Here is a 19,658-nt window from a genome sequence, read left to right as displayed (position 1 = left end):
CCCCGCCGCACCGCGCGCATCGTGCGCCGCGCGCGCGATCCGTTCGATCAGGTCGATCCGCACCGCCTGCGCCGCGATCGGGCGATAGCCGTCCGCGAGCGTCGCACCGGCCACGCCGCGCACCAGCACGCTCGCGCCCTCGCGCGGCGCTTCCGCAATCGGTCGCCCCTCGCGGATCGCGAACAGCGCGCGCCGCCACCGTGCGGCGGCGGGCTTGAGCAGACGGGGATCGAACAGGTCGAGTGCGCCGATCGTCACGCCCGCGCGCCGGAACGCCTTGCGCGCGACGCCGTCGAGCTTGTCGAGCACTGCGACGACCTCGCTCCGCGCGACCATCCCGCCGCCCGCGACCAGCGCCGCCGCGACCGCGCGCGACGCCGGGCTCGCGGCCGGATCGCGCTGGACCGAGTCGAGCAGCACCGGCCCCGGCAGCGCGCGCGCGACCGCATCGCCGAACCAGCCGCGCAACCGCAGCTCGATCTTCGCCCGCAGCGCGACGTCGAGGCAATCGAGCGCGCGGTCGAGCAGAAGCCGTGGGCGCACCAGGCTTTGCCCGGGCGCAAAGGTCGCGACGGTAAAGCCGCGCCACAGCAGCACCGGCGTCTCGCCCGCATCGGTCCGCAGCGAGACATCGGCATCCGCCGCCTCCGCCAGTGCGGTCCCGCGCTTGCCGCGCTCGTCCCCCAGCCGGCGCTCGGCAGCGGCGAGCAGCATCCGTTTGTCGCTCGCGCGCGCATCAGCGGCGACGGTGAAACGGAACCCGTCGAGCCGCCCGATCGCATGATCCTCGACCATCACCTCGCCCTCGGCGCCGATCGTGACCGGCAGCATCCGCGGGTCCGCGCCGATCTGCCGCATCAGCAGCGTCGTACGCTTGTCGACGAAGCGCTGCGTCAGGCTCGAATGCAGCGCATCCGACAGCCGCTCCTCGACCGCGCTCGCGCGCTCGGCCCAATGCGCGGGGTCGGCGAGCCAGTCGACGCGGTTGGCGATATACGCCCAACTCCGTGCCGCCGCGATCCGCCCGGCGAGCGTCTCGACATCCCCCGCGACCGTATCGAGCCGTGCGAGTTCTGCCGCGAACCACTGGTGCGGGATATGCCCCTGCCCCTCGCTCAGATGCCCGAAAATCCGCGCGACGAAGCGCGTGTGGGGATCGACCCCGAGCTTGCGGAAATCGGGCAGCCCGCACGCCGCCCACAGCCGCGCGACCATCAGCGGATGCCGCGCGCGGGCACGGACCCAGTCCTCCTCCGCCATCCGCTTCAGGACGGCGAGATCGACCGATTGCGGTGCCGCACGCAGGCGGCGGTTCTCAGGCTTCGCCTCGAGGCTCGCGATCAGCGCGGCGATGCTCGAGAAGTCGGGCTCGCCCTCGCGCCAGTAGAGATGCTCGAGCGGCGGGAAGCGATGCTCCTCGATCGCGAGCACTTCCTCGGGTGCGAACGCCCCCGGCCCTTCCTCGACCAACGCGCCGAACGTCCCGTCGCGCTGGTGCCGCCCGGCGCGGCCCGCGATCTGCGCCATCTCGGCGACGGTCAGGCGACGCTGGCGATGCCCATCGAACTTGTTGAGACTGGCGAAGGCGACATGGGTGACATCCATGTTGAGCCCCATCCCGATCGCGTCGGTCGCGACGAGATAATCGACCTCGCCCGCCTGGAACATCGCGACCTGCGCGTTGCGCGTGCGCGGGGAGAGCGCGCCCATGACGACCGCAGCACCGCCGCGCAGCCGCCGCAGCATTTCCGCGACCGCATAGACCTCCTCCGCACTGAACGCGACGATCGCGGACCGTTTGGGGAGGCGGCTGATCTTCTTCGCACCGGCATAGCTCAGCGTCGAGAAGCGCGGCCGGTTGATGATCTCGATTCCGGGGACGAGCGCCTTGACCATCGGCCGCAGCGCTTCCGAGCCGAGCAACATCGTCTCCTCGCGACCGCGCGCACGCAGGATGCGATCGGTAAACACGTGCCCACGTTCCATGTCGGCGCCCAATTGCGCCTCATCGACGGCAACGAACGCCAGATCGCGGTCGACCGGCATCGATTCGGCGGTGCACAGGAACCAGCGCGCGTCCTTGGGGACGATCTTCTCCTCGCCGGTGATCAGCGCGACACGGTTCGCGCCCTTGATCTTGACGACGCGGTCGTAAACCTCGCGCGCCAGCAAGCGCAGCGGAAAGCCGATCATGCCGCTCGAATGGCCGCACATCCGCTCGACCGCGAGATGCGTCTTGCCGGTGTTGGTCGGCCCGAGCACCGCAGTGACGGTGCTGTCGTGATCGCGTTGCATGACAGAGCCAACATCGCGTTGCGGAACGCGTTGCGCAACCACCGTCTTTGTTAAAATCGCCCGACAATCAAACTGTCGCCTGCCGGTCGCGGGTGCGGCAGCAAAGCGTTCCATGCCTCGTCGCGCGCATCGAACGGTTGGCCGCATCGCGGATTACCGCGAGCGGCAGTTAATTTGACTTTAGCATTCGTGCGGCACAGTCCCTGGGCCTGACGCTGCGGGGCCAATTCAGGCAGCGTGTCACGTCTTTCGGGGGCCAGTCAGCCTTGTTCGTACCCAATGTCCAGGGCCTGGAAAATGCCGGCGGCACGACTGCGCTGTCGTTCGGCCGCGCGATCGCGCCGGTTGCGCAGGTCAGCCGACTGGAACGGTTGCGCGCCGTCGCCGCGCAGATCGACTGGGTTCCCGATCTCGGCACGCGGATCGGCTCGCGCGACTGGTGGCGCGGGACGGCAACCTGCGCGCTGCTGTGCGCCACCGCATTCGCCGTCGCGCCGCCGATCGCCCATCCCCTGCTCGGTCAGACCGCCGCACCGCTGACCGGCACCGACCGCGAGGAAGCGCGCGCGCAGATCATCGCGCCGCTCGCCTGGGGCGCGGACACCGGGCGGCACATGGCGTCGAACGACCTCGTCCGCCCGCTCACCGAAGCGCCCGAACGCCCGATCGAGCAACGCACCGCAACCGTCGGCCACGGCGACAGCCTCGGCGACATGCTCCAGCGCGCCGGGCTTTCCGAACGCGATGCGCAGGATACGGTGGCTCTGGTCGCGACGACGGTGTCGCTCGGCGACCTGAAACCCGGCACGCAGATCCCGATGACGCTCGGCCGCCGCCCCAATCGCAGCGTCGCGCGTCCGCTCGAGGCGCTGTCGCTGCGCGCGCGGTTCGATCTCGCGCTCGATCTCAAGCGCGTCGGCGACCGGCTGGTGCTGGAGCGCCATGCGATCGCGGTCGACGATACGCCGCTCCGCATTACCGGCGCGGTCGGATCGAGCCTGTATCGCTCGGCGCGCGCGGCAGGCGTCCCGATCCGCGCGGTCGAGGCGTATATCAAGGCGATCGCGAGCAAGGTTCCGGTCGGCGAGATCGATTCGACCGACACCTACGATTTGATCGTCGAACGCCAGCGCGCCGCGACCGGAGAGACGCAACTCGGCAAGCTGCTGTTCGCGGGGCTCGGCCAGCGTTCGCACAGGACGCAGCTCGTCCAGTGGAACGACGGCACCTGGTATGAGGCGACGGGCCAGGCGGAACGGCAGGGCCAGTTCACGATGCCGGTCTCGATGGCGCGCGTCACGTCGAGCTTCGGAATGCGCTTCCATCCGCTGCTCGGCTTCTCGCGGATGCACAAGGGGATCGACATCGGCACCGCCTGGGGCACGCCGGTGCATGCACCCGCCGACGGCGTGGTCGCCTTCGCCGGGCGCAGTGGCGGCTATGGCAATTTCCTCAAGATGGCGCATGGCGGGTCGATCGTGACCTGTTACGGACACCTCAGCCGCTTCGCGGTGCGTGCGGGGCAGCATGTGTCGCGCGGCGACGTGATCGCCTATTCGGGCAACAGCGGGCTGTCGACCGGGCCGCATCTCCATTGGGAAGTGTTGCGCGGCGGCGTCGCGGTCAACCCGCGCGGGTTCTCGTTTTCGAGCCTCTCGACGCTGTCGGGCGAGCAGTTGCGCGCGTTCCGTGCGAAGGTGTCGGGGCTGCTCGCGGTCAAGCCGGGCGCGTAAGACAAGGATAACGCTCAGGAATCCGCCACCCCGGCGAAGGCGAGACCTCTGCGAGAGGCGGTTTACGCCCCCCCCGTTTGCTGTTTTCCCGCGAAGGCGGGAATCCAGGGCTAAGCAAAACAACGGCGTACAGTTCTCGCGACTCCTGGACTCCCGCCTTCGCGGAAGAACAGCTATGGTTTTGCAGAGGCCATGCCGTCACCGGAATGACGGCAGGATTATGAATTACCCCTCCCTTACCGCCCCTGCGCGCGCCAGCGTTTGAGCGTGCGCGCGATGATCTCGTCCTCGCCGCCGGTTTCGCGCCACAGCTTCGAGAAGACCGGATCGTCCGACGCCGGGCGCCGCGAATCCTCGAGCGAATCGAACGACACGCGCACCGGCACCGCGACGCCCTCGCCGCAGACGATGCATTCGCGGTTGCGCAGCGCGGGGATCGAATCGAGGAACCCGCGCGCGCCCTCGGGCATCGCCGCGCGGACGAACGCCTGGTCGCGATCGTTGTTGAGCCGCATCGCGATGATCGTCCCGCACTGCGACAGCACGCCTTCCGCCAGATCCGACGGACGCTGCGTGATCAGCCCGAGCGACACGCCATATTTGCGGCCTTCCTTGGCGATCCGGCTGAGGATCCGCCCGACGCTCGAATCGATCTTGTCGCCGTTCGGAATGTAGCGATGCGCTTCCTCGCAGACGAGCAGGATCGGGCGCTTGGGCTCCCCGCGCGACCAGATCGCGAAATCGAACACCATCCGGCTGAGCACCGCGACCACGACGGACGTGATCTCGCTCGGCACCCCCGACACGTCGATGATCGAGATCGGCTTGCCGTCGCCGGGCAGGCGGAACACACGCTGGAGGAACCCCGCCATCGTGTCCGCGACCAGCATCCCTGAGAACATGAAGCCGTAGCGCGGATCGGCCTTGATCTCGTCGATCTTGGTCTTGAGCCGCAGATACGGCGCGGTGTCGCCCGCGCGGTCCATCTTGCCCATTTCGAGCCCGATCAGATTGGTCAGGTCGCTCAGCAGATACGGCACCGGCGCATCGACCGTCAGCTTGGTGATCTCCTGCCCCAGCCGCCCCTTGGCGCGCGCCATCAACAGGCATTTGGCGAGGATGTCCGCGTCGATCTGCTTCTCCGAGCCGGAGCTGGTGACGAACACCTCGCAATGTTCCTCGAAGTTCATCAGCCAATAGGGCATCTGCAGGTTCGACACGTCGTAGATCGCGCCATTGTCGCGGAAGGCCGAGGCATATTCGCCGTGCGGATCGATCATGACGACATGGCCCTGCGGCGCCATCTCGCAGATCCGGTGGAGGATCAGTGCGGCGCTGGTCGACTTGCCGGTGCCGGTGCTGCCGAGCAGCGCGAAATGCCGGCCGAGCAGCGCATCGACATAGAGCGCGGCGCGGACGTCGCGAGTCGGATAGACCGTGCCGATCTCGATATGCGCGCGGTCGTCCGCGGCGTAGATCTGCTTCATGTCGGGGGAGGAGACCGGATAGACCATGCACCCCGGGACCGGATAGCGCGTGACGCCGCGGCGGAAATTGTAGAGCTTGCCGGTGAGTTTCTCCTCGTCGCCCTCGCCGAGGAAATCGACCTGCGCGGCGATCCGGTCGGCATGCCCGTCGAGCAGCTTGAGCGAGCGGATGTTGGCGATCAGCCAGGTCGAGCCGACCCGCATCTTGATCTGGCTGCCGACCGACCCCGCGCTCGCGACGACCGGGTCGGGATGCGCGCCGGTTTCATCCAGCGCGGCCGCGTCGAGCACGACCATCCCGCTCGATCCCGCGATGTCGAACACCATGCCGATACAGGTCGCGATCGTCAGCGGTGCCGGATCGGCAAAGGCCTGGGGGGCAGGCATTTGGGTCATGTGCGTGATTATCCTGGCGTTCCTGATCGCCGGACCATGGCGGGGACTGGTAAAGATTGCGTGTCAGCGCGTCCCTCCCGCCCTTCGTCGAAGCGCCCTCAGAACCGCCGCGCGATCCACCCTGCCGCCCAGCCGAACAGCACGGACAGCGCGACCGCGACCAGCCCGTATGCGACCGACCAATGTTCCGCCGAGCGCGCGACAAAGCGTTCGAACCCCGATTTGCGGATCTCGATCTCACGCGTCGCAGCCGCCAGCACGCGGCCGTCGCGAATCAGGAAGGTCTCCGCGGTGAACCGCCCGACCGGCACGCGCGCGGGGATCGTCACGCGCGCACGGTACAGCACGCCGTCGGTGATCTCGACCGCGCCCGGCGACTCGACATACAGCCCGGTCCGCGTCTTGAGATCGACCAGCCCGCGCGCGAAGCGATCCTGTTCCGACGTCGGCGCGCTCGAGGCGGGCGACAGTTGCAAACTTTCGAGCCCCAGTTCGTAGATCGCGCGGGTCCGCGTGTTCATCAGCTGCTCGATCGGCTTGGACGACGCGATCGCATAATAGCTCGGTGCCGAGCGATAGCGCAGTCGCGCGGCGTTGACCCAGATCAGCCCGCCGAGCTTGTCCTTCTCGCGCACCAGGATCGACTGCGTCGGCCCCTTGACCACCACGACGATGTCGGTCGGCTTGTCGTCATCGGGCAGCCGCCCGCCGGGATAGAGGATCGCGCCGAACAGCAGCAGGTTCGCGCCGGTGAAGCTGTACTGGATCTCGATATCGCGTTGCGACACGTCGGGGACGAGCACCGGCTTGGACGCGGTCTGCGCCATCAGCAGCGGAGCCGCGACCGCGGCGAGCGCAAGCCGCTTCACGACAGTTCGACCGAATAGATCTCGTCCGGCCGCCAGCCGAGCCCGAGCGCGATCCGCCCCGCGACGAGCAGCACGATCACCGCGAGCGCGAGGCGCAGATATTCGGGCTTCACCTTGCTGGCAAAGCGCGCGCCGACCTGCGCCCCCGCGACCGACCCGACCAGCAGCAGCACCGCCAGCACGATATCGACCGCCTTGGTCGTCGTCGCGTGCACCATCGTCGCGGTCGCGGTGACGAACAGCGTCTGGAACAGCGAGGTGCCGACCACGACCTGAGTCGTCATGCCAAGCAGATAGAGCATCGCGGGCACGAGGATGAACCCGCCACCGACCCCCAGCAGGATCGTCAGGATCCCGACCCCGAAGCCGAGCAGCAACGGCGCGAGCGGCGAGATGTACAGCCCCGAGCGATAGAAGCGCGTGCGCAGCGGTAGCGCCGCGACGAGCGGGTGGTGCCGCCGCTTGCGCGGTCGCGGCGGCGCGCCGGACCGGACCGCACGGATCGCGCCGATCGCCTCGGTCGCCATCATGCTCCCGATCGAGCCGAGCAGCAGGACATAGACGATCGCGATCACGGTATCGATCTGCCCGGTCGACTGGAGCAAGCGGAACAGGAACCCGCCCACGACCGAGCCGATCATCCCGCCCGCGACGAGCACCCCACCCATCTTGAAGTCGACGCCCTTGCGCCGGACGTGCGCGAACACGCCCGAGACGCTTGCCCCCGTCACCTGGCTCGCGGCGGAGGCGGCGGCGACGGTCGGCGGGATGCCGTAGACGATCAGCAACGGCGTGGTGAGGAACCCGCCGCCGACGCCGAACATCCCCGACAGGAAGCCGACGCCGCCACCCAGCAGGATGATCACCAGCGCGTTGACCGAGAGATTGGCGATGGGCAGATAAATGTCCATGTGCCGACGCGATAGCGCGCTCCGCTCAAAGCCGCGACTCAGAAATCGGTGCCGAGCGTCAGCGCGGGTCCGCCCCCGGGCCGCGCGCGCCCGGCAACGCGTTCGCGCCAGTCGACCATCAGCCGCAGGGTGGCCCGCCGGACCGGCACCGCAAGCGTGAGGCCCGGCCCGAGATCGAACCGCGCGGCACCCCGCTGCGCGCCGCCCCAGGCACCCGCGCCGAAATCGACCTCGGCCCGCCCGACATGCCCGACGCCGCGGGTCACGCGCACCGCCCCGTCGGCATAAGGTTCGACCCGGGCACGGCGGATCGCGCCCGCCTGGCCATAGGCCTCCACGCGCAGCCCATGCCCAACGGCAAGCGGGCCGAACCCGCCGATCACCGCGATCCCCGGACCACCCTGCCCTTGTCCAAGCGCAAAGCGATTCTCCGCGACGAGCTTGACCGGCAGCCGCGTGGGTTGCCATTCCAGTCCGACCGACGCCTCGCGCAACCCCGGCCCCAGCGGCGTCGTTACGCGCCCCGCCAGCGCGACCCGCTTATGCCGGTCGATCGTCCGCACCAGCCGGACTCCCGCCTGCGATCCGCCGAGTTGCCCGCCCGCCGGCGCGCTTCCCTGCTCGATCCCGGCGCGCGCCACCATCCACGCGCTGACCGACCACCGCTTGCGTTGCGCCGGATCGCGTTCGGGTGGGTCCGTCCGTTCGGCATCCTGAACGTGCCGCGCCGCGTGGTCGGTCGAACCGGCGCGGACCGCCCGCCCCTCCTGAGTGCCGTCATGCTGAACGCGTTTCAGCCTCCACCGCGCATCCTGGCCGGCCTGCCGGTGCGGCACGGTCGACGCTGAAACGCGATCAGGGTGACGCTTGAAAGGGGGGTGGGACTGACCCCGGCCGTTCGGATGGTCACCAAACACCCCGCCCCGGCGCAGCTCCTGCGCGGCGTCAGTGCCGCGCGGCGCATCGATCCGCGCCGTCATCGCCCGGAAGGGCGGCGACGCCCGACCGACCCACGCGGGGGCACGCGCCGCGATCGACGCGGGCGCTTCCGGTGCGGGCAGCAGCATCGCCACGCGCAGGCCGATCCAGCCGGTCGCGACCGCGCCAAGGAATCGCAACGGGCGGCCCCGGTCGGCCCGTGGCGTTCGCCTCACGCTGGCGGGCCGGACAGGTCCGGAAAGACGTGCGCGGTCTTTTCCCACCGGAGCGCGACCCCACACAACGATCCGACATATCCCACCAGCGCGCGCCGGGCCGCGAACAGCGCGATATAATTGGCGACGACCGCGCGTGGCAGCGACCAGCAGGCTTCCCGCCAGCCATAGGCCCGTCCGGTGAACAGCGCGCGCATCGCCAGCCGCCAGGCAAGCAGCGCCGCATTCGCCCCGAGCAGCCATTTGCCCTTCGTCGCGAGGTTGGGAGCCGGTGTCGCCAGCAGCAGATGGCCCAGCCGCGACGCGGTGAATGCCGCCAGCCCGAAATAGGCCGCCGCCACCACCAGCACCGCCAGCGGCGCGCGCCGGTCGCGCATCCGCATCCAGTGATCGCGCCAGTCCCGCACCGGTCCCCACCCAAGCCGATCCCACCCCGACAGCGCGATCCCGGTCATCCAGCGCGCCTTCTGGCGCACAGCGCTGGCACTGGTCGACGGGAAATAGGCGCGGACCGCGACCAGCGGCCCCGTTTCCGATTCGCGGACCCGCGCGAGGATTCCGCGTCCGCCCAGCCCGGCGACCTGCAGCCCGAATTCATAGTCCTCGGTCAGCGACGCCGCATCGAATGGACATCCGCCGCGCGCCGCCGCGATCCGCTCGATCATCCCGCGCTCGATCGCGCAGCCGACTCCCGCCAGCGGCAACCCTGCCCCGAGCAACTGGCGGACGACGAGCTGCTTGCCGTGCGCTTCGGCAAACTCGTCCGCATAATGCCCCGACACGAGCCGCGCGCCGCGATCGACCAGCGGTCGGATCGGCAACTGGACGACGCTGTACGGCCCGATCAGCGTATCGAACACGCGCAGCTCGCCGGGGTGCACCAGATCTTCCGCATCGTGCAGGATGATCGCCGCGGCAGTGCGCCCGTCCAGCGCCTCGTCGCGGGCGAGTGCGCGCCACACGGTGTTGAGGCAATCCGCCTTGGTCGTCGGCCCCGGGCGCGCGCCGATCACCAGCCGGACGCGCGCGTCGCGCGCCGCCACGTCGGCGACCGCCGCAATCGTCGCGGGATCGTTGGGATAGGTGCCGACGTAGAGCCGGTAATCGCCATGGTCGAAGCGGTCGAGCGCGGTGGCGAGCATCGCGCCGATCACGCTCGCCTCGTCCCATGCCGCGATGAAGACCGCCATGCGCCGCTGCGGCCGCGGATCGCAGGCCGCGAGGGTGCGGGGCAGTGCGTGTGGTCTTCGCCCGATCCGGGAGACGAGCCACGTCAGGTCGATCGCAAGATCGTCCAGCCCGCCGATGCAGAAACCGACCATCGAAAACAGGATCGCTTCATGCGCGATCGAATCGATCGCGGCGACCATCCAGCCACCCCCCACGCCGCGCCCCCCGACTTAGCTCCAGCGCGAGACAAGCACGAAAGACACTGCCGCCACCCGGGGATTGCTGCGGGGGTGAGCCGCGTGAAACAGGCCGGCCGCCCCCGGATCGTTCTCCGGGGACAGCCAGCACCGCTGCGACGAACAGGATTTTAGCGGTAGAAGCCCCGGATCACGTCGACGACATAGCCGCGCCGCGTGTCGACGAGGATCACGTCGTTATAATGCCGCACCCACTGCTGGCCCCAGCCCGGGCGCCGCAGATGATAGCGGTACGGATCGGCGATAATGTAGCGCGAGCCGTAATAAGGCGCGCCGATCCGCAGGCCGGGGCGGAAGGACGTGTAGCCGAACGGCGCGTTCCAGCTGCCGCGGGCGTAGGTATTCGGGTTGCGATCACGCCAGCCGCGCCAGTCGTCGCGGCCCCAGTTGCGGTCGCGGTCGCGCAGGTCCTCGCGATATTCCTGCCGGGCGTCGCGGACGTCACGGCGCTGCTCCCGCACGTCGCGCGGGTCGCCGCTGCGATACGCCTGCCGCAGGTCGCGCTGCTCCTCGCGGATGTCGCGACGGTCGTGCCGCAGTTCCTGGTACGATTGCGCCTGCGCGGCCACGGGCATCAGCGTGGCGGCGAGCAGGGCGGTGACGACGAGTTTACGCATGGATCATCTCCTCCGGTTTCCAACCTGTCGCCGTGTCGAAGCGGCAGGCCATGAAAGGGACTATGACCCGATTCGACTGAACCCCGCGCGAACGCCGATGTCAGCAAAGCGTCAGGGTTGTATCAGAGTGTAACGATCCGCCGGGGCGCGTCGTTCACGGGGTCTCGCGACCGCCACCGCTGCCGTTCGGGCCACCGCCGGTGTTGCTGCCGCCGCCGCCGCCACCGATCGCACCGACCGTGCCGATGTTGCCGAACAGCTCGTCGAAGAAGCTGCGCTTCTTGCCCAGCGTCGGGGTGATCTTGCTCGACGGGCTGATGCTCGCGACCTGCTCCGCGCCGGTGCGGCGCACCGCCGACACGACACCGCGATCGTCGAAGCTGATCCGCACGGTGGTCTGCTCGCGCACCTTGGGGTTGTTGTACGCGTAATTGCGCGTCTCGCGGCTGATGTAATACCAGTCGCCCTGGTTGAACTGGCTGGTGAAGCTCGGCTTGCCGAGCACCGCGAGGACCGACTGGCGGTTGTCGGTGCCGGTCTGGACCGAATTGACCAGGTCGGGATCGATCACATAGCCCTGGTGCGATTTCAGCGGAACGCACGCGCTCCCCCCCACGATGATGGTGGCGGCGAGGACGGCGGCCGTCAGCTGGCGGACGGACTTGAGGCTCATCGACTTCTCCACACCGGCGCGGCACCCAGGGCAGGGCGCGCCATTCCATTGCATCCCGGACGCGATGCCTCAATATGCCGGGAAACGCGGCCAAACAAGGGCAGGCCTTGGGCAACCGCGAGAGGATATGCGTTTGAGCTGGCTATCAAAGGTTTTCGGGCGCCGCGACGACGATGTCGCGCTGTCGCTGTACCACGCGGTCGTCGCGCAGGCGCGGCTGCCGCACTGGTTTGAGGCGGGGGGCGTACCCGACACGATCGACGGGCGCTTCGACATGATCGCGGCGATCCTGTCACTGGTGCTGCTGCGGCTCGAGCGCGACCCATCCGCCGCGGCCGGGGCGAGCGCGCGGCTGACCGAGCGGTTCGTCAGCGACATGGACGGTCAGCTCCGCGAATCGGGGGTCGGCGACATCGGCGTGGGCAAGCATATCGGCAAGATGATGGGGATGCTCGGCGGGCGGCTCGGCGCGTATCGCGACGGCCTCGCGGCACGCGACCTGCGCCCTGCGCTCGAGCGGAACCTCTACCGATCGGGCGCGGCCGCGCCTTCCGCGCTCGCGCATGCGCAGGACGCGTTGTTCGCGTTCGACGCGCGCCTCGCCGCCCTTCCAACGACCACTATCCTTGCGGGAGACATCGCATGACCGCCCCCGAATTTTCGCGCACCGAACGCCTCGACACGATCGGTGAGGGCGAGCGGACGATCGCGATCACCGCGAATGACGCCGAGCGTGCAGCGCTCGCCAAGCGGTTCGACCTGATTTCGGTCGACCGGCTCGAGGCGAAGTTCGCGGTGCGCCGCGATGCGGCGGGCGTGGTCGCGCGCGGGACAGTCAGCGCGGCGGTGGTGCAGGCATGCTCGGTCACCGACGATCCGCTGCCCGTGACGGTCGACGAGCCGATCGCGCTGCGCTTCGTCGACCACGAACCCGATTCCGAGGAAATCGAGCTCGATCCCGACGCGCTCGACACGATGGTGTTCGACGGCGCGGCGATCGATCTGGGCGAGGCGGCGGCGGAGACGATGGCGCTGTCGCTCGATCCGTTCCCGCGCGGGCCCAATGCCGCGGCGGCGCTCAAGGCCGCAGGCGTGATCAGCGAGGAAGAGGCCAAGCCCGCGGGCGCGCTCGCCGGGCTGAAGGAAGCGCTCGAGAAGCGGCTGGATCGGTCCTGAGGGGGGGCCAGCGCCAGACCTTCACGGTCTGCACTTCCCCGGCGAAGGCCGGGGCCCAGTAGTGAAGGTCGCTGAAACGGAGCTCAGCGCCTGCTCCTCAACGCCCGCTACTGGGCCCCGGCCTTCGCCGGGGAAGCGGTGATGGAAAGACGCCCATTTATACCGGCGGCCAGGCTACAGGCCGACCCGCCTCAGTCCTCGTCCGGCCCCAGGCTCGCGTCCAGATCGCGCGGCCGTACGAACTTCGTCAGCCGCGCCGCACCCGGCGTGAGATCCGCCCATTCCCCGTCGAACGTCATCTCCGCCATCGTCGCGGTCGGATATTTCGCCTCGAGCGCCATCCGCAACGGCTCCTCCGACATCGGCACGAGCCACAAGGCGAGATCCTCCAGCCCGGGATTATGCCCGACCAGCAGCAGCCGCTCGGTTGCCGCGGGCACCTCATGCACGAGGTCGAGCAGCGTCACCGCAGAGGCGAGATAGATCCGCCGGTCCCACGCCGGTGCGAGCGTCCGGCCATAGCCGCTTTCGACCCCAGCGAGCGTCTCGACCACGCGCACCGCGGGCGAGGCGACGACATGGTCGAACGCCAGACCTGCGCCGCGCAGGTGCGTCCCCATCATTTCGGCGGCGCGTTTTCCTTTTGCGTTCAATGCCCGATCGAAATCGCGCAGCGCCGGGTCATCCCAACCCGACTTGGCATGGCGCAGCAGCGTCAGCGTCTTCACGGGCCTTCTCCGTCATTCAGGCGGTTGCGCGAGCCCCATGCCCCGTTTGCACGAGGGATGGAAGCGCCGCCGCACGCGCGACCGCTTCATCGAGCGTTACGCGCGTGATCGTCACCCCCGGCGGGAAGGCGGTCAGCAGTCGCGACGGCATCGCCGAGGACAGCAACACGAACATCCCATGATCGTCCGCGCGGCGGATCAGCCGCCCGAACGCCTGCGCCATCCGCGCGCGAACGATCCGGTCGTCATACGCCTTGCCGCCGCCCTCGCCGGTCGCGGCCATCCGGCGCGCGGCGTGGAGCACGGTCGGCTTGGGCCATGGCACGCCTTCCAGCACGACGAGCCGCAGAGATCGTCCGGGCACGTCGACGCCGTCGCGCAAAGCATCGGTCCCGAGCAAAGACGCGGCCGGGTCATCGCGGAAGATATCGACCAGCGTGCCCGTGTCGATCGGGTCGACGTGCTGCGCGTAGAGCGGCAACCCCTCGCGCGCCAACCGATCCGCGATGCGCGCATGGACCCCGCGCAACCGCCGGATCGCGGTGAACAGCCCGAGCATTCCCCCGCCGCTCGCCATCCCGAGCCGCGCATAGGCATTGGCGAGCGCGCCCATGTCGCCGCGCTTGACGTCGGTGACGATCAGCACTTCCGCCTGCGACGCATAATCGAACGGCGACAGCGCCGCGAACCGGCTCGCACCGCGCAAAACATGATTCGCCCCGGTCCGCGCTTCGGCGACGTCCCAGCCCTCGTCGCTGCTCGCATCCCCGCCGCGCAACGTCGCGGAGGTCACCAGCACGCCATGCGCCTGCTTGAGCACCGTCTCGGCGAAGGGCCGGGTCGGGTCGAGCCAGTGGCGGTGGAGCCCGACGTCGTAATCGCGCCCCTCGACCCGGTCGACCGCCATCCAGTCGACGAAATCGGGCGACGCCGGCCCGCCGATCCGTGTCAGCAGCGACAGCCACGCCGCCACCGTATCCGCGCGCCATGCAAGCGACGCGACCGCACCCTCGATCCGCGCGCGCGCCTGCCCGTCCATCCAGTCGGGGCCCTCCTCGAGCACCGCTTCTAGCCGCCGCCCGAGCGCGACCAGCGGGCGCACCAACGCATCGAGCGCCTCGGCGGCGGGTGCCGCCGCCTCGATCAACGCGGGGTCCGGCTCGGCGAGTTCGGTTTCCAGGCCATAGCCCGCATCGCCCTCGGCCTCGGCGCGCGCATAGGTCAGCCCGCGCACCGCCGCGAGCAGCGCCTCGACCGGCCCGAACGGCGCGCCTTCGCCCAATCGCTGCAGCCACCCGTCGCTCGCGAGCGCATGCGCCGCGACGACCGCATCGGTGATCGCGCGGCCGCCCGCCTCGTCATAGCTCGCTACGTCGGACAGCCGCGCCGCCAGCCCCCGCCGCCGCCCGCGCCCGCCCGATTCGGGGCCGATCACCCAACGGCGCAGTTCGATCGTCTCCGCGCCGGTCAGCGCGGTCGAGAACATCGCGTCGGCGGCGTCGAAGATGTGATGGCCTTCGTCGAACACATAGCGAGTCGGGCGAGTCGTCTGCTCGCGCCCGCGTGCGGCGTTGACCATCACCAGCGCGTGGTTGGCGATCACCAGATCGGCGTCGGCGCTCGCGCGCGCGGCGCGTTCGATGAAGCACTTCCGGTAATGCGGGCAACCGGCATAGACGCACTCGCCGCGCCGGTCGGTCAGCGCGGTCGATCCGTTGCGGCGGAACAGCGTCGTCAGCCAGCCGGGCAGGTCGCCCCCGACCATGTCGCCGTCCGCGGTATAGGCCGCCCAGCGCGCGACCAGATGCGCGAGGATCGCCGCGCGCCCGGCGAACCCGCCCTGCAACGCATCCTCGAGGTTGAGCAGGCACAGGTAATTCTCACGCCCCTTGCGGGTGACGACCTTGGCCTTGCGCACCGTCGCATCGGGAAACAGCCGCGCGCTCTCCTGCCCCAATTGCCGCTGGAGCGCCTTGGTGAACGTCGACACCCACACCGCGCCGCCCGCCTGCTCCGCCCACAGCGATGCGGGCGCGAGATAGCCGAGCGTCTTGCCGATCCCGGTCCCCGCTTCCGCGAGCACCATGTTGGGCGCGCCCTGCGTCATCCGCGGCGCGAACGCCTCCCGCGCGGCCTGGGCGTAGGCGCGCTGGCCCGGGCGCTGTTCGGCGGCGCTGCCGGTGAGGGTGGCGAGCCGTGTCTGCGTCTGGTCCGCATCGAGCGATACGGTGCGCGGGGCAGGGCGGGGCGCCCCCTCGGACCATTCGGGGAGCTTGGTATAGAGCCAGCGTTCGGCGACCTTGGGCTTGGGGAGCCGGTCGACCAGCAGCGGTGCCCAGGTCCAGCGCAGCTTGAACAGCGATTGCGCGGCGGTCCATGCGCCCTCGCGCTCGGGCCAGTCGTCGCTGCCGATCATCCCGAGCAACGCCTCGGTCGCGGCACGCAGGAACGGCGCGATCTCGGCGTCGGTCTCGGGCGCATCGAGCCCCGCGACCCGCGCTAGCCCGCGCGGAGTCGGCACCATGAAGCGCGCCGGGCACAGAAAGGCGTAGAGCTCTAGCAGGTCGAGCCCCGACAGGTCGGCATAGCCCAGCCGCTGCCCGATCAGCGCGGCGTTGAGCAGGATGACGGGGGTGTCGGCGGCGATCCGGATCGCCTCGCCGCGCCCGATCGGGCGCGTACCGTTCGCGTCGGCGATCCAGATGCCGCTGTGGCTGGCATGCAGGGCGGGATAGGGAAGCGCGCTCACCGGACTGCTATCGCGCGCGCGGAACGGAATGGCAACGGTTTGCGGGGCATGCAGGGGTTTCAACCGTTCACGACGCGCCGTCAGCGAGGCAGAACCGCACCTAGCTTCGCGTCCGCCGCTTTCCCCCGCCTGATCGCCGCGATACAGCAGCCGCAATGCGCCAGCGTCCTCCCCCATCGCCCCCGTCCGCCGGGATCACCCGTCGCGGCCTGTTGATCGGGGGCGGCGCGGGCGTCGGGCTGGTGCTCGCGTGGGCGGTGTGGCCGCGAAAATATCTCCCCAACCTCACCGCCGATCCGGGCGAGACGATCTTCGGCGCGTGGGTCAAGATCGGCACCGACGGGCATGTCACCGTCGCGGTCCCTCAGGCCGAGCACGGGCAGGGCGTCTACACCGCGCTCCCGCAGATCGTCGCGGACGAACTCGGCGCGGACTGGCGGACCATCGCGGTCGAGCCCGCGCCGCTCAACCCGCTCTACGCCAACCCGCTCGGCACGACCGACCTGCTCGAGACCACCCCCGGCACGCTCGCAGCGCGCTGGCAGGGCAGGGCTATGCTGACCGCAGGATCGAGCTCGGTGCGCACTTTCGAGAACGACCTGCAACAGGCGGGCGCGGCGGCACGCGTCCTGTTGTGCAAGGTCGCCGCCGCGCGCTGGCAGGTCGACTGGCAGACGTGCGACACCAGCGCGGGGTTCGTCACCCACGGCAAGGACCGGCTGCGCTTCGCCGACCTTGCCGCGGAAGCCGCGCGCGGCACGCTCCCCGAAGCGCTGCCGATGCGAATCAATCAGGACGACAGCCGCCTCTCGGGGCAATCGCTCCCCCGGCTCGACGCACCCGCCAAGCTCGACGGCTCGGCCAATTTCGCGGGCGACGTCCGGCTCCCCGACATGGTCTTCGCAAGCATCCGCCAGGGACCGGCAGGGGACTCGAAACTGCTCCGCGTCGATCGCGCGGCGGCGGACCGGATTCCGGGGGTGCTTCAGGTCGTCACCAACGATCGCTGGGTCGCCGCGATCGGCCACAGCTGGTGGGCGGCGAACCGCGCGCTCGATGCGCTCGCGCCGCGCTTCGGGACGCGCGGGGCGATCGTCACCAGCGCCTCGATCGACGCCGCGCTCCAGACCGCGCTCGCTGCGCCGGGCAAGCGGGTCGCGGCGATCGGCGACGTCGATGCGACGTTCAAGGACGCGCGGCTCGTGACGGCCGACTATCACGCCGGACTGTCCGCGCACGCCGCGCTGGAGACGATGACCGCGACCGCGCGGTTCGACGGCGGGCGGCTCGAACTCTGGCTCCCGACGCTCGCCCCCGGACTTGCGCGCGACGCCGCGGCGGCGGCGTCGGGGATCGCGGCGGACAGGGTCGTCATCCATCCGATGCTGATTGGCGGTTCGTTCGGCGCGAAGCTCGAGCATGCCTGCGCCGAACAGGCCGCGGTACTCGCGGTGACGCTCAAGCGCCCGGTCCAGCTCACCTGGTCGCGCGTCGAGGATCTGCTCCACGATCGCTTCCGCCCGCCCGCGTCGGCGCGGATGGCGGCACGGCTCGGCCCCAACGGCCAGATTCTCGGCTGGCGCGCGCGCATCGCCGCGCCATCGACCGGGCAGGAGATCGCTGCACGCCTGTTCGCGCACGATACCGGCGTGCGCACCGCGCTTGCGCTGACGCCGGCGGGCGACCCCTATGCGGTCGCAGGTGCGCTGCCGCCGTATCGCATCGCGGCCTGTGCGATCGACCATCACCCCGCCGACATCGGCGTGCCGACCGGGCACTGGCGCTCGGGCGCGCACAGCTACACCGCCTTTTTCACCGAATGTTTCCTCGACGAACTCGCGCATCTCGCAGGGATCGAGGCGCTGTCGTTCCGGATCGGGTTGCTTGGCGGCAATCCACGGCTCGCGCGCTGCCTGTCGACCGCGGCATCGCTCGGCGGGTGGGAAGGCGGGATCGCGGGGAGCGGGCAGGGGATCGCCTGCCACAGCTTCCGCGGCAGCCACATCGCGGTGCTGGTCGAGGCGCATGTCGGCGAGGGGAGCGCGGTCAGCGTCGACCGGATCGTCGCCGCGGTCGACTGCGGGCGGCAGATCAACCCCGATCTGGTGCGCCAGCAGATCGAGGGTGGATTGCTGTTCGGCATGGCCGCCGCGACGGGGGGATCGACCGGCTTTGCGCAGGGGTTGCCCGTGGCGCGCAGCCTCGGCGACCTCGACCTGCCGCGCCTTGCCGACACCCCCGACATCACGGTCGAGCTCATTTCGAGCGAGGCCGATCCGGGGGGCGTCAGCGAACTCGCGGTGCCGCCGGTCGCGCCCGCGATTGCCAATGCGCTGCAAGCCGCTACGGGCTATCGTCTGCGCCGTCTTCCGCTCGTTCCGGGATCCAAGTGATGCAAGCTGTTCTGCCCGCCGGCCATCCGCCGGTGAAGCCACGCCGGATCGGTGTGTTGCTGACCAACCTCGGGACGCCCGACGGCTCCGACGTCCGCTCGGTCAAACGCTATCTCGGCGAATTCCTGTCGGACCGGCGCGTGGTCGAGATTTCGCCCTTGCTGTGGCAGCCGATCCTGCGCGGAATCATCCTCAACACCCGCCCCAAGAAGTCGGCGCATGCCTATTCGATGGTGTGGACCGAGGACGGCTCGCCGCTCGCCGCGATCACCAAGGCGCAGAACACCGCGCTGCAGGGTGCGTTCGGGCCGGACGTGATGGTCGACTGGGCAATGCGCTACGGCAAGCCCGCGATCAGCGAGCGGTTGCAGGCAATGAAGGACGCCGGCTGCGACCGCATCCTGATCGCACCGCTCTATCCGCAATATTGCGCCGCGACGACCGCGACCGCGAACGACAAGGCGTTCGCCGCGCTGGCGAAGATGCGCTGGCAGCCGGCGCTGCGCACGCTCCCGCCCTATTTCGACGAGCCCGCTTATATCGAGGCACTCGCGCAATCGATCGAGGAAGGCGTCGCCGCGCTCGATTTCGAGCCCGATGCGCTGATCGCGAGCTTCCACGGCATGCCCAAGCGTACGCTCGAGCTCGGCGACCCCTATCATTGCCATTGCCAGAAGACCGGGCGGTTGCTCGGCGAACGGCTCGGCAAGAAGCTGATCGTGTCGTTCCAGTCGCGCTTCGGCCCGGCAAAGTGGCTCGAGCCCGCGACCGACCTGACGCTCGAGGCGCTGCCCGCGCAGGGGATCAAGAAGGTCGCGATCTTCGCGCCGGGCTTCTCGGCGGATTGCCTCGAGACACTCGAGGAACTCGCGATCCGCGGGCGCGAGAGCTTCGAGGAAAAGGGCGGTACGCATTTCGCGTATATTCCGTGCCTTAATGACAGCGTTATCGGTATCAAAATGTTGCGCACTTTACTTGCACGCGAACTTGAAGGCTGGGCCAACCCCGCATAGCAAGGGCGTGGGACTGAAAGATCCACCAGGAGAGTAT

The 19,658-nt window shown here is 69.6% G+C and carries 15 protein-coding genes; 5 read left to right on the top strand and 10 right to left on the bottom strand.

Features of this window, described 5'->3' with window-relative positions:
• Positions 1-2,295: helicase-related protein (locus tag RI03_RS01235; RefSeq protein ID WP_010214621.1), on the bottom strand; the 2,295-nt coding region annotated here is incomplete at its 3' end.
• A 266-nt stretch (positions 2,296-2,561) separates the two neighbouring features.
• Here RI03_RS01235 and RI03_RS01230 point away from each other — a divergent pair.
• Positions 2,562-4,028 (top strand): M23 family metallopeptidase, encoded by a 1,467-nt coding sequence (locus tag RI03_RS01230; protein ID WP_010214620.1) that lies wholly within the window; start codon positions 2,562-2,564, stop codon positions 4,026-4,028.
• Between the two features lie 236 nt (positions 4,029-4,264).
• Here the strand turns inward: RI03_RS01230 and RI03_RS01225 are convergent, their stop codons facing one another.
• The 7 genes from RI03_RS01225 to RI03_RS01195 all read right to left on the bottom strand — a co-directional run bounded on the left by RI03_RS01225 (position 4,265) and on the right by RI03_RS01195 (position 11,562).
• Positions 4,265-5,911: a helicase HerA domain-containing protein gene (locus tag RI03_RS01225; RefSeq protein ID WP_026046352.1), complete on the bottom strand. Its 1,647-nt coding sequence runs from the start codon at positions 5,909-5,911 to the stop codon at positions 4,265-4,267.
• A gap of 98 nt (positions 5,912-6,009) precedes the next feature.
• Entirely contained in the window at positions 6,010-6,780 is a 771-nt protein-coding gene (locus tag RI03_RS01220) for a TIGR02186 family protein (protein ID WP_010214617.1), read from the bottom strand.
• Positions 6,777-7,691 (bottom strand): sulfite exporter TauE/SafE family protein, encoded by a 915-nt coding sequence (locus RI03_RS01215; RefSeq protein WP_010161428.1) that lies wholly within the window; start codon positions 7,689-7,691, stop codon positions 6,777-6,779. Before RI03_RS01215 ends, RI03_RS01220 begins: the two co-directional genes overlap by 4 nt.
• Positions 7,692-7,729: 38 nt before the next feature.
• Entirely contained in the window at positions 7,730-8,809 is a 1,080-nt protein-coding gene (locus RI03_RS01210; RefSeq protein ID WP_010214616.1) for a hypothetical protein, read from the bottom strand.
• 32 nt (positions 8,810-8,841) lie between these two features.
• The gene (locus RI03_RS01205; protein ID WP_010214614.1) at positions 8,842-10,215 is read right to left on the bottom strand and encodes a glycosyl transferase family protein; all 1,374 of its coding nucleotides are present in this window, start codon (positions 10,213-10,215) and stop codon (positions 8,842-8,844) included.
• Positions 10,216-10,382: 167 nt separating this feature from the next.
• Positions 10,383-10,889 carry an RcnB family protein gene (locus RI03_RS01200; protein WP_010161438.1) on the bottom strand — a complete coding sequence of 169 codons (507 nt, stop codon included), beginning with the start codon at positions 10,887-10,889 and terminating at the stop codon, positions 10,383-10,385.
• A gap of 154 nt (positions 10,890-11,043) precedes the next feature.
• Positions 11,044-11,562, bottom strand: a complete 519-nt coding sequence (locus tag RI03_RS01195) for an outer membrane protein assembly factor BamE (protein ID WP_232283410.1) — start codon at positions 11,560-11,562, stop codon at positions 11,044-11,046.
• A gap of 127 nt (positions 11,563-11,689) precedes the next feature.
• On the opposite strand from RI03_RS01195, the gene RI03_RS01190 reads away from it, so the two are divergent.
• Positions 11,690-12,208, top strand: coding sequence for a ubiquinol-cytochrome C chaperone family protein (locus RI03_RS01190; RefSeq protein WP_010214612.1), 519 nt, complete (start codon positions 11,690-11,692; stop codon positions 12,206-12,208).
• Positions 12,205-12,738 (top strand): YceD family protein, encoded by a 534-nt coding sequence (locus RI03_RS01185; protein WP_010214611.1) that lies wholly within the window; start codon positions 12,205-12,207, stop codon positions 12,736-12,738. The genes RI03_RS01190 and RI03_RS01185 overlap by 4 nt, the downstream gene beginning before the upstream one ends.
• Before the next feature lie 191 nt (positions 12,739-12,929).
• Here RI03_RS01185 and RI03_RS01180 read toward each other — a convergent pair whose 3' ends face one another.
• Both RI03_RS01180 and RI03_RS01175 read right to left on the bottom strand, forming a co-directional pair.
• Positions 12,930-13,466: a SixA phosphatase family protein gene (locus RI03_RS01180; RefSeq protein ID WP_010161443.1), complete on the bottom strand. Its 537-nt coding sequence runs from the start codon at positions 13,464-13,466 to the stop codon at positions 12,930-12,932.
• A gap of 16 nt (positions 13,467-13,482) precedes the next feature.
• Positions 13,483-16,215: an ATP-dependent DNA helicase gene (locus RI03_RS01175; RefSeq protein WP_037514540.1), complete on the bottom strand. Its 2,733-nt coding sequence runs from the start codon at positions 16,213-16,215 to the stop codon at positions 13,483-13,485.
• Positions 16,216-16,370: 155 nt separating this feature from the next.
• On the opposite strand from RI03_RS01175, the gene RI03_RS01170 reads away from it, so the two are divergent.
• Both RI03_RS01170 and hemH read left to right on the top strand, forming a co-directional pair.
• Positions 16,371-18,608, top strand: coding sequence for a xanthine dehydrogenase family protein molybdopterin-binding subunit (locus RI03_RS01170; protein WP_037514537.1), 2,238 nt, complete (start codon positions 16,371-16,373; stop codon positions 18,606-18,608).
• Entirely contained in the window at positions 18,608-19,621 is a 1,014-nt protein-coding gene (hemH, locus tag RI03_RS01165) for a ferrochelatase (RefSeq protein WP_010214608.1), read from the top strand. The genes RI03_RS01170 and hemH overlap by 1 nt, the downstream gene beginning before the upstream one ends.
• The last annotated feature ends 37 nt before the right edge of the window (positions 19,622-19,658 follow it).

It is taken from the genome of Sphingomonas sp. PAMC 26621, from assembly GCF_000251145.1.
In the GTDB taxonomy this organism is placed as follows: domain Bacteria; phylum Pseudomonadota; class Alphaproteobacteria; order Sphingomonadales; family Sphingomonadaceae; genus Sphingomonas.
Note: the sequence above shows the minus strand (reverse complement) of the source record. Positions and strands in the feature narration are given on the sequence as shown.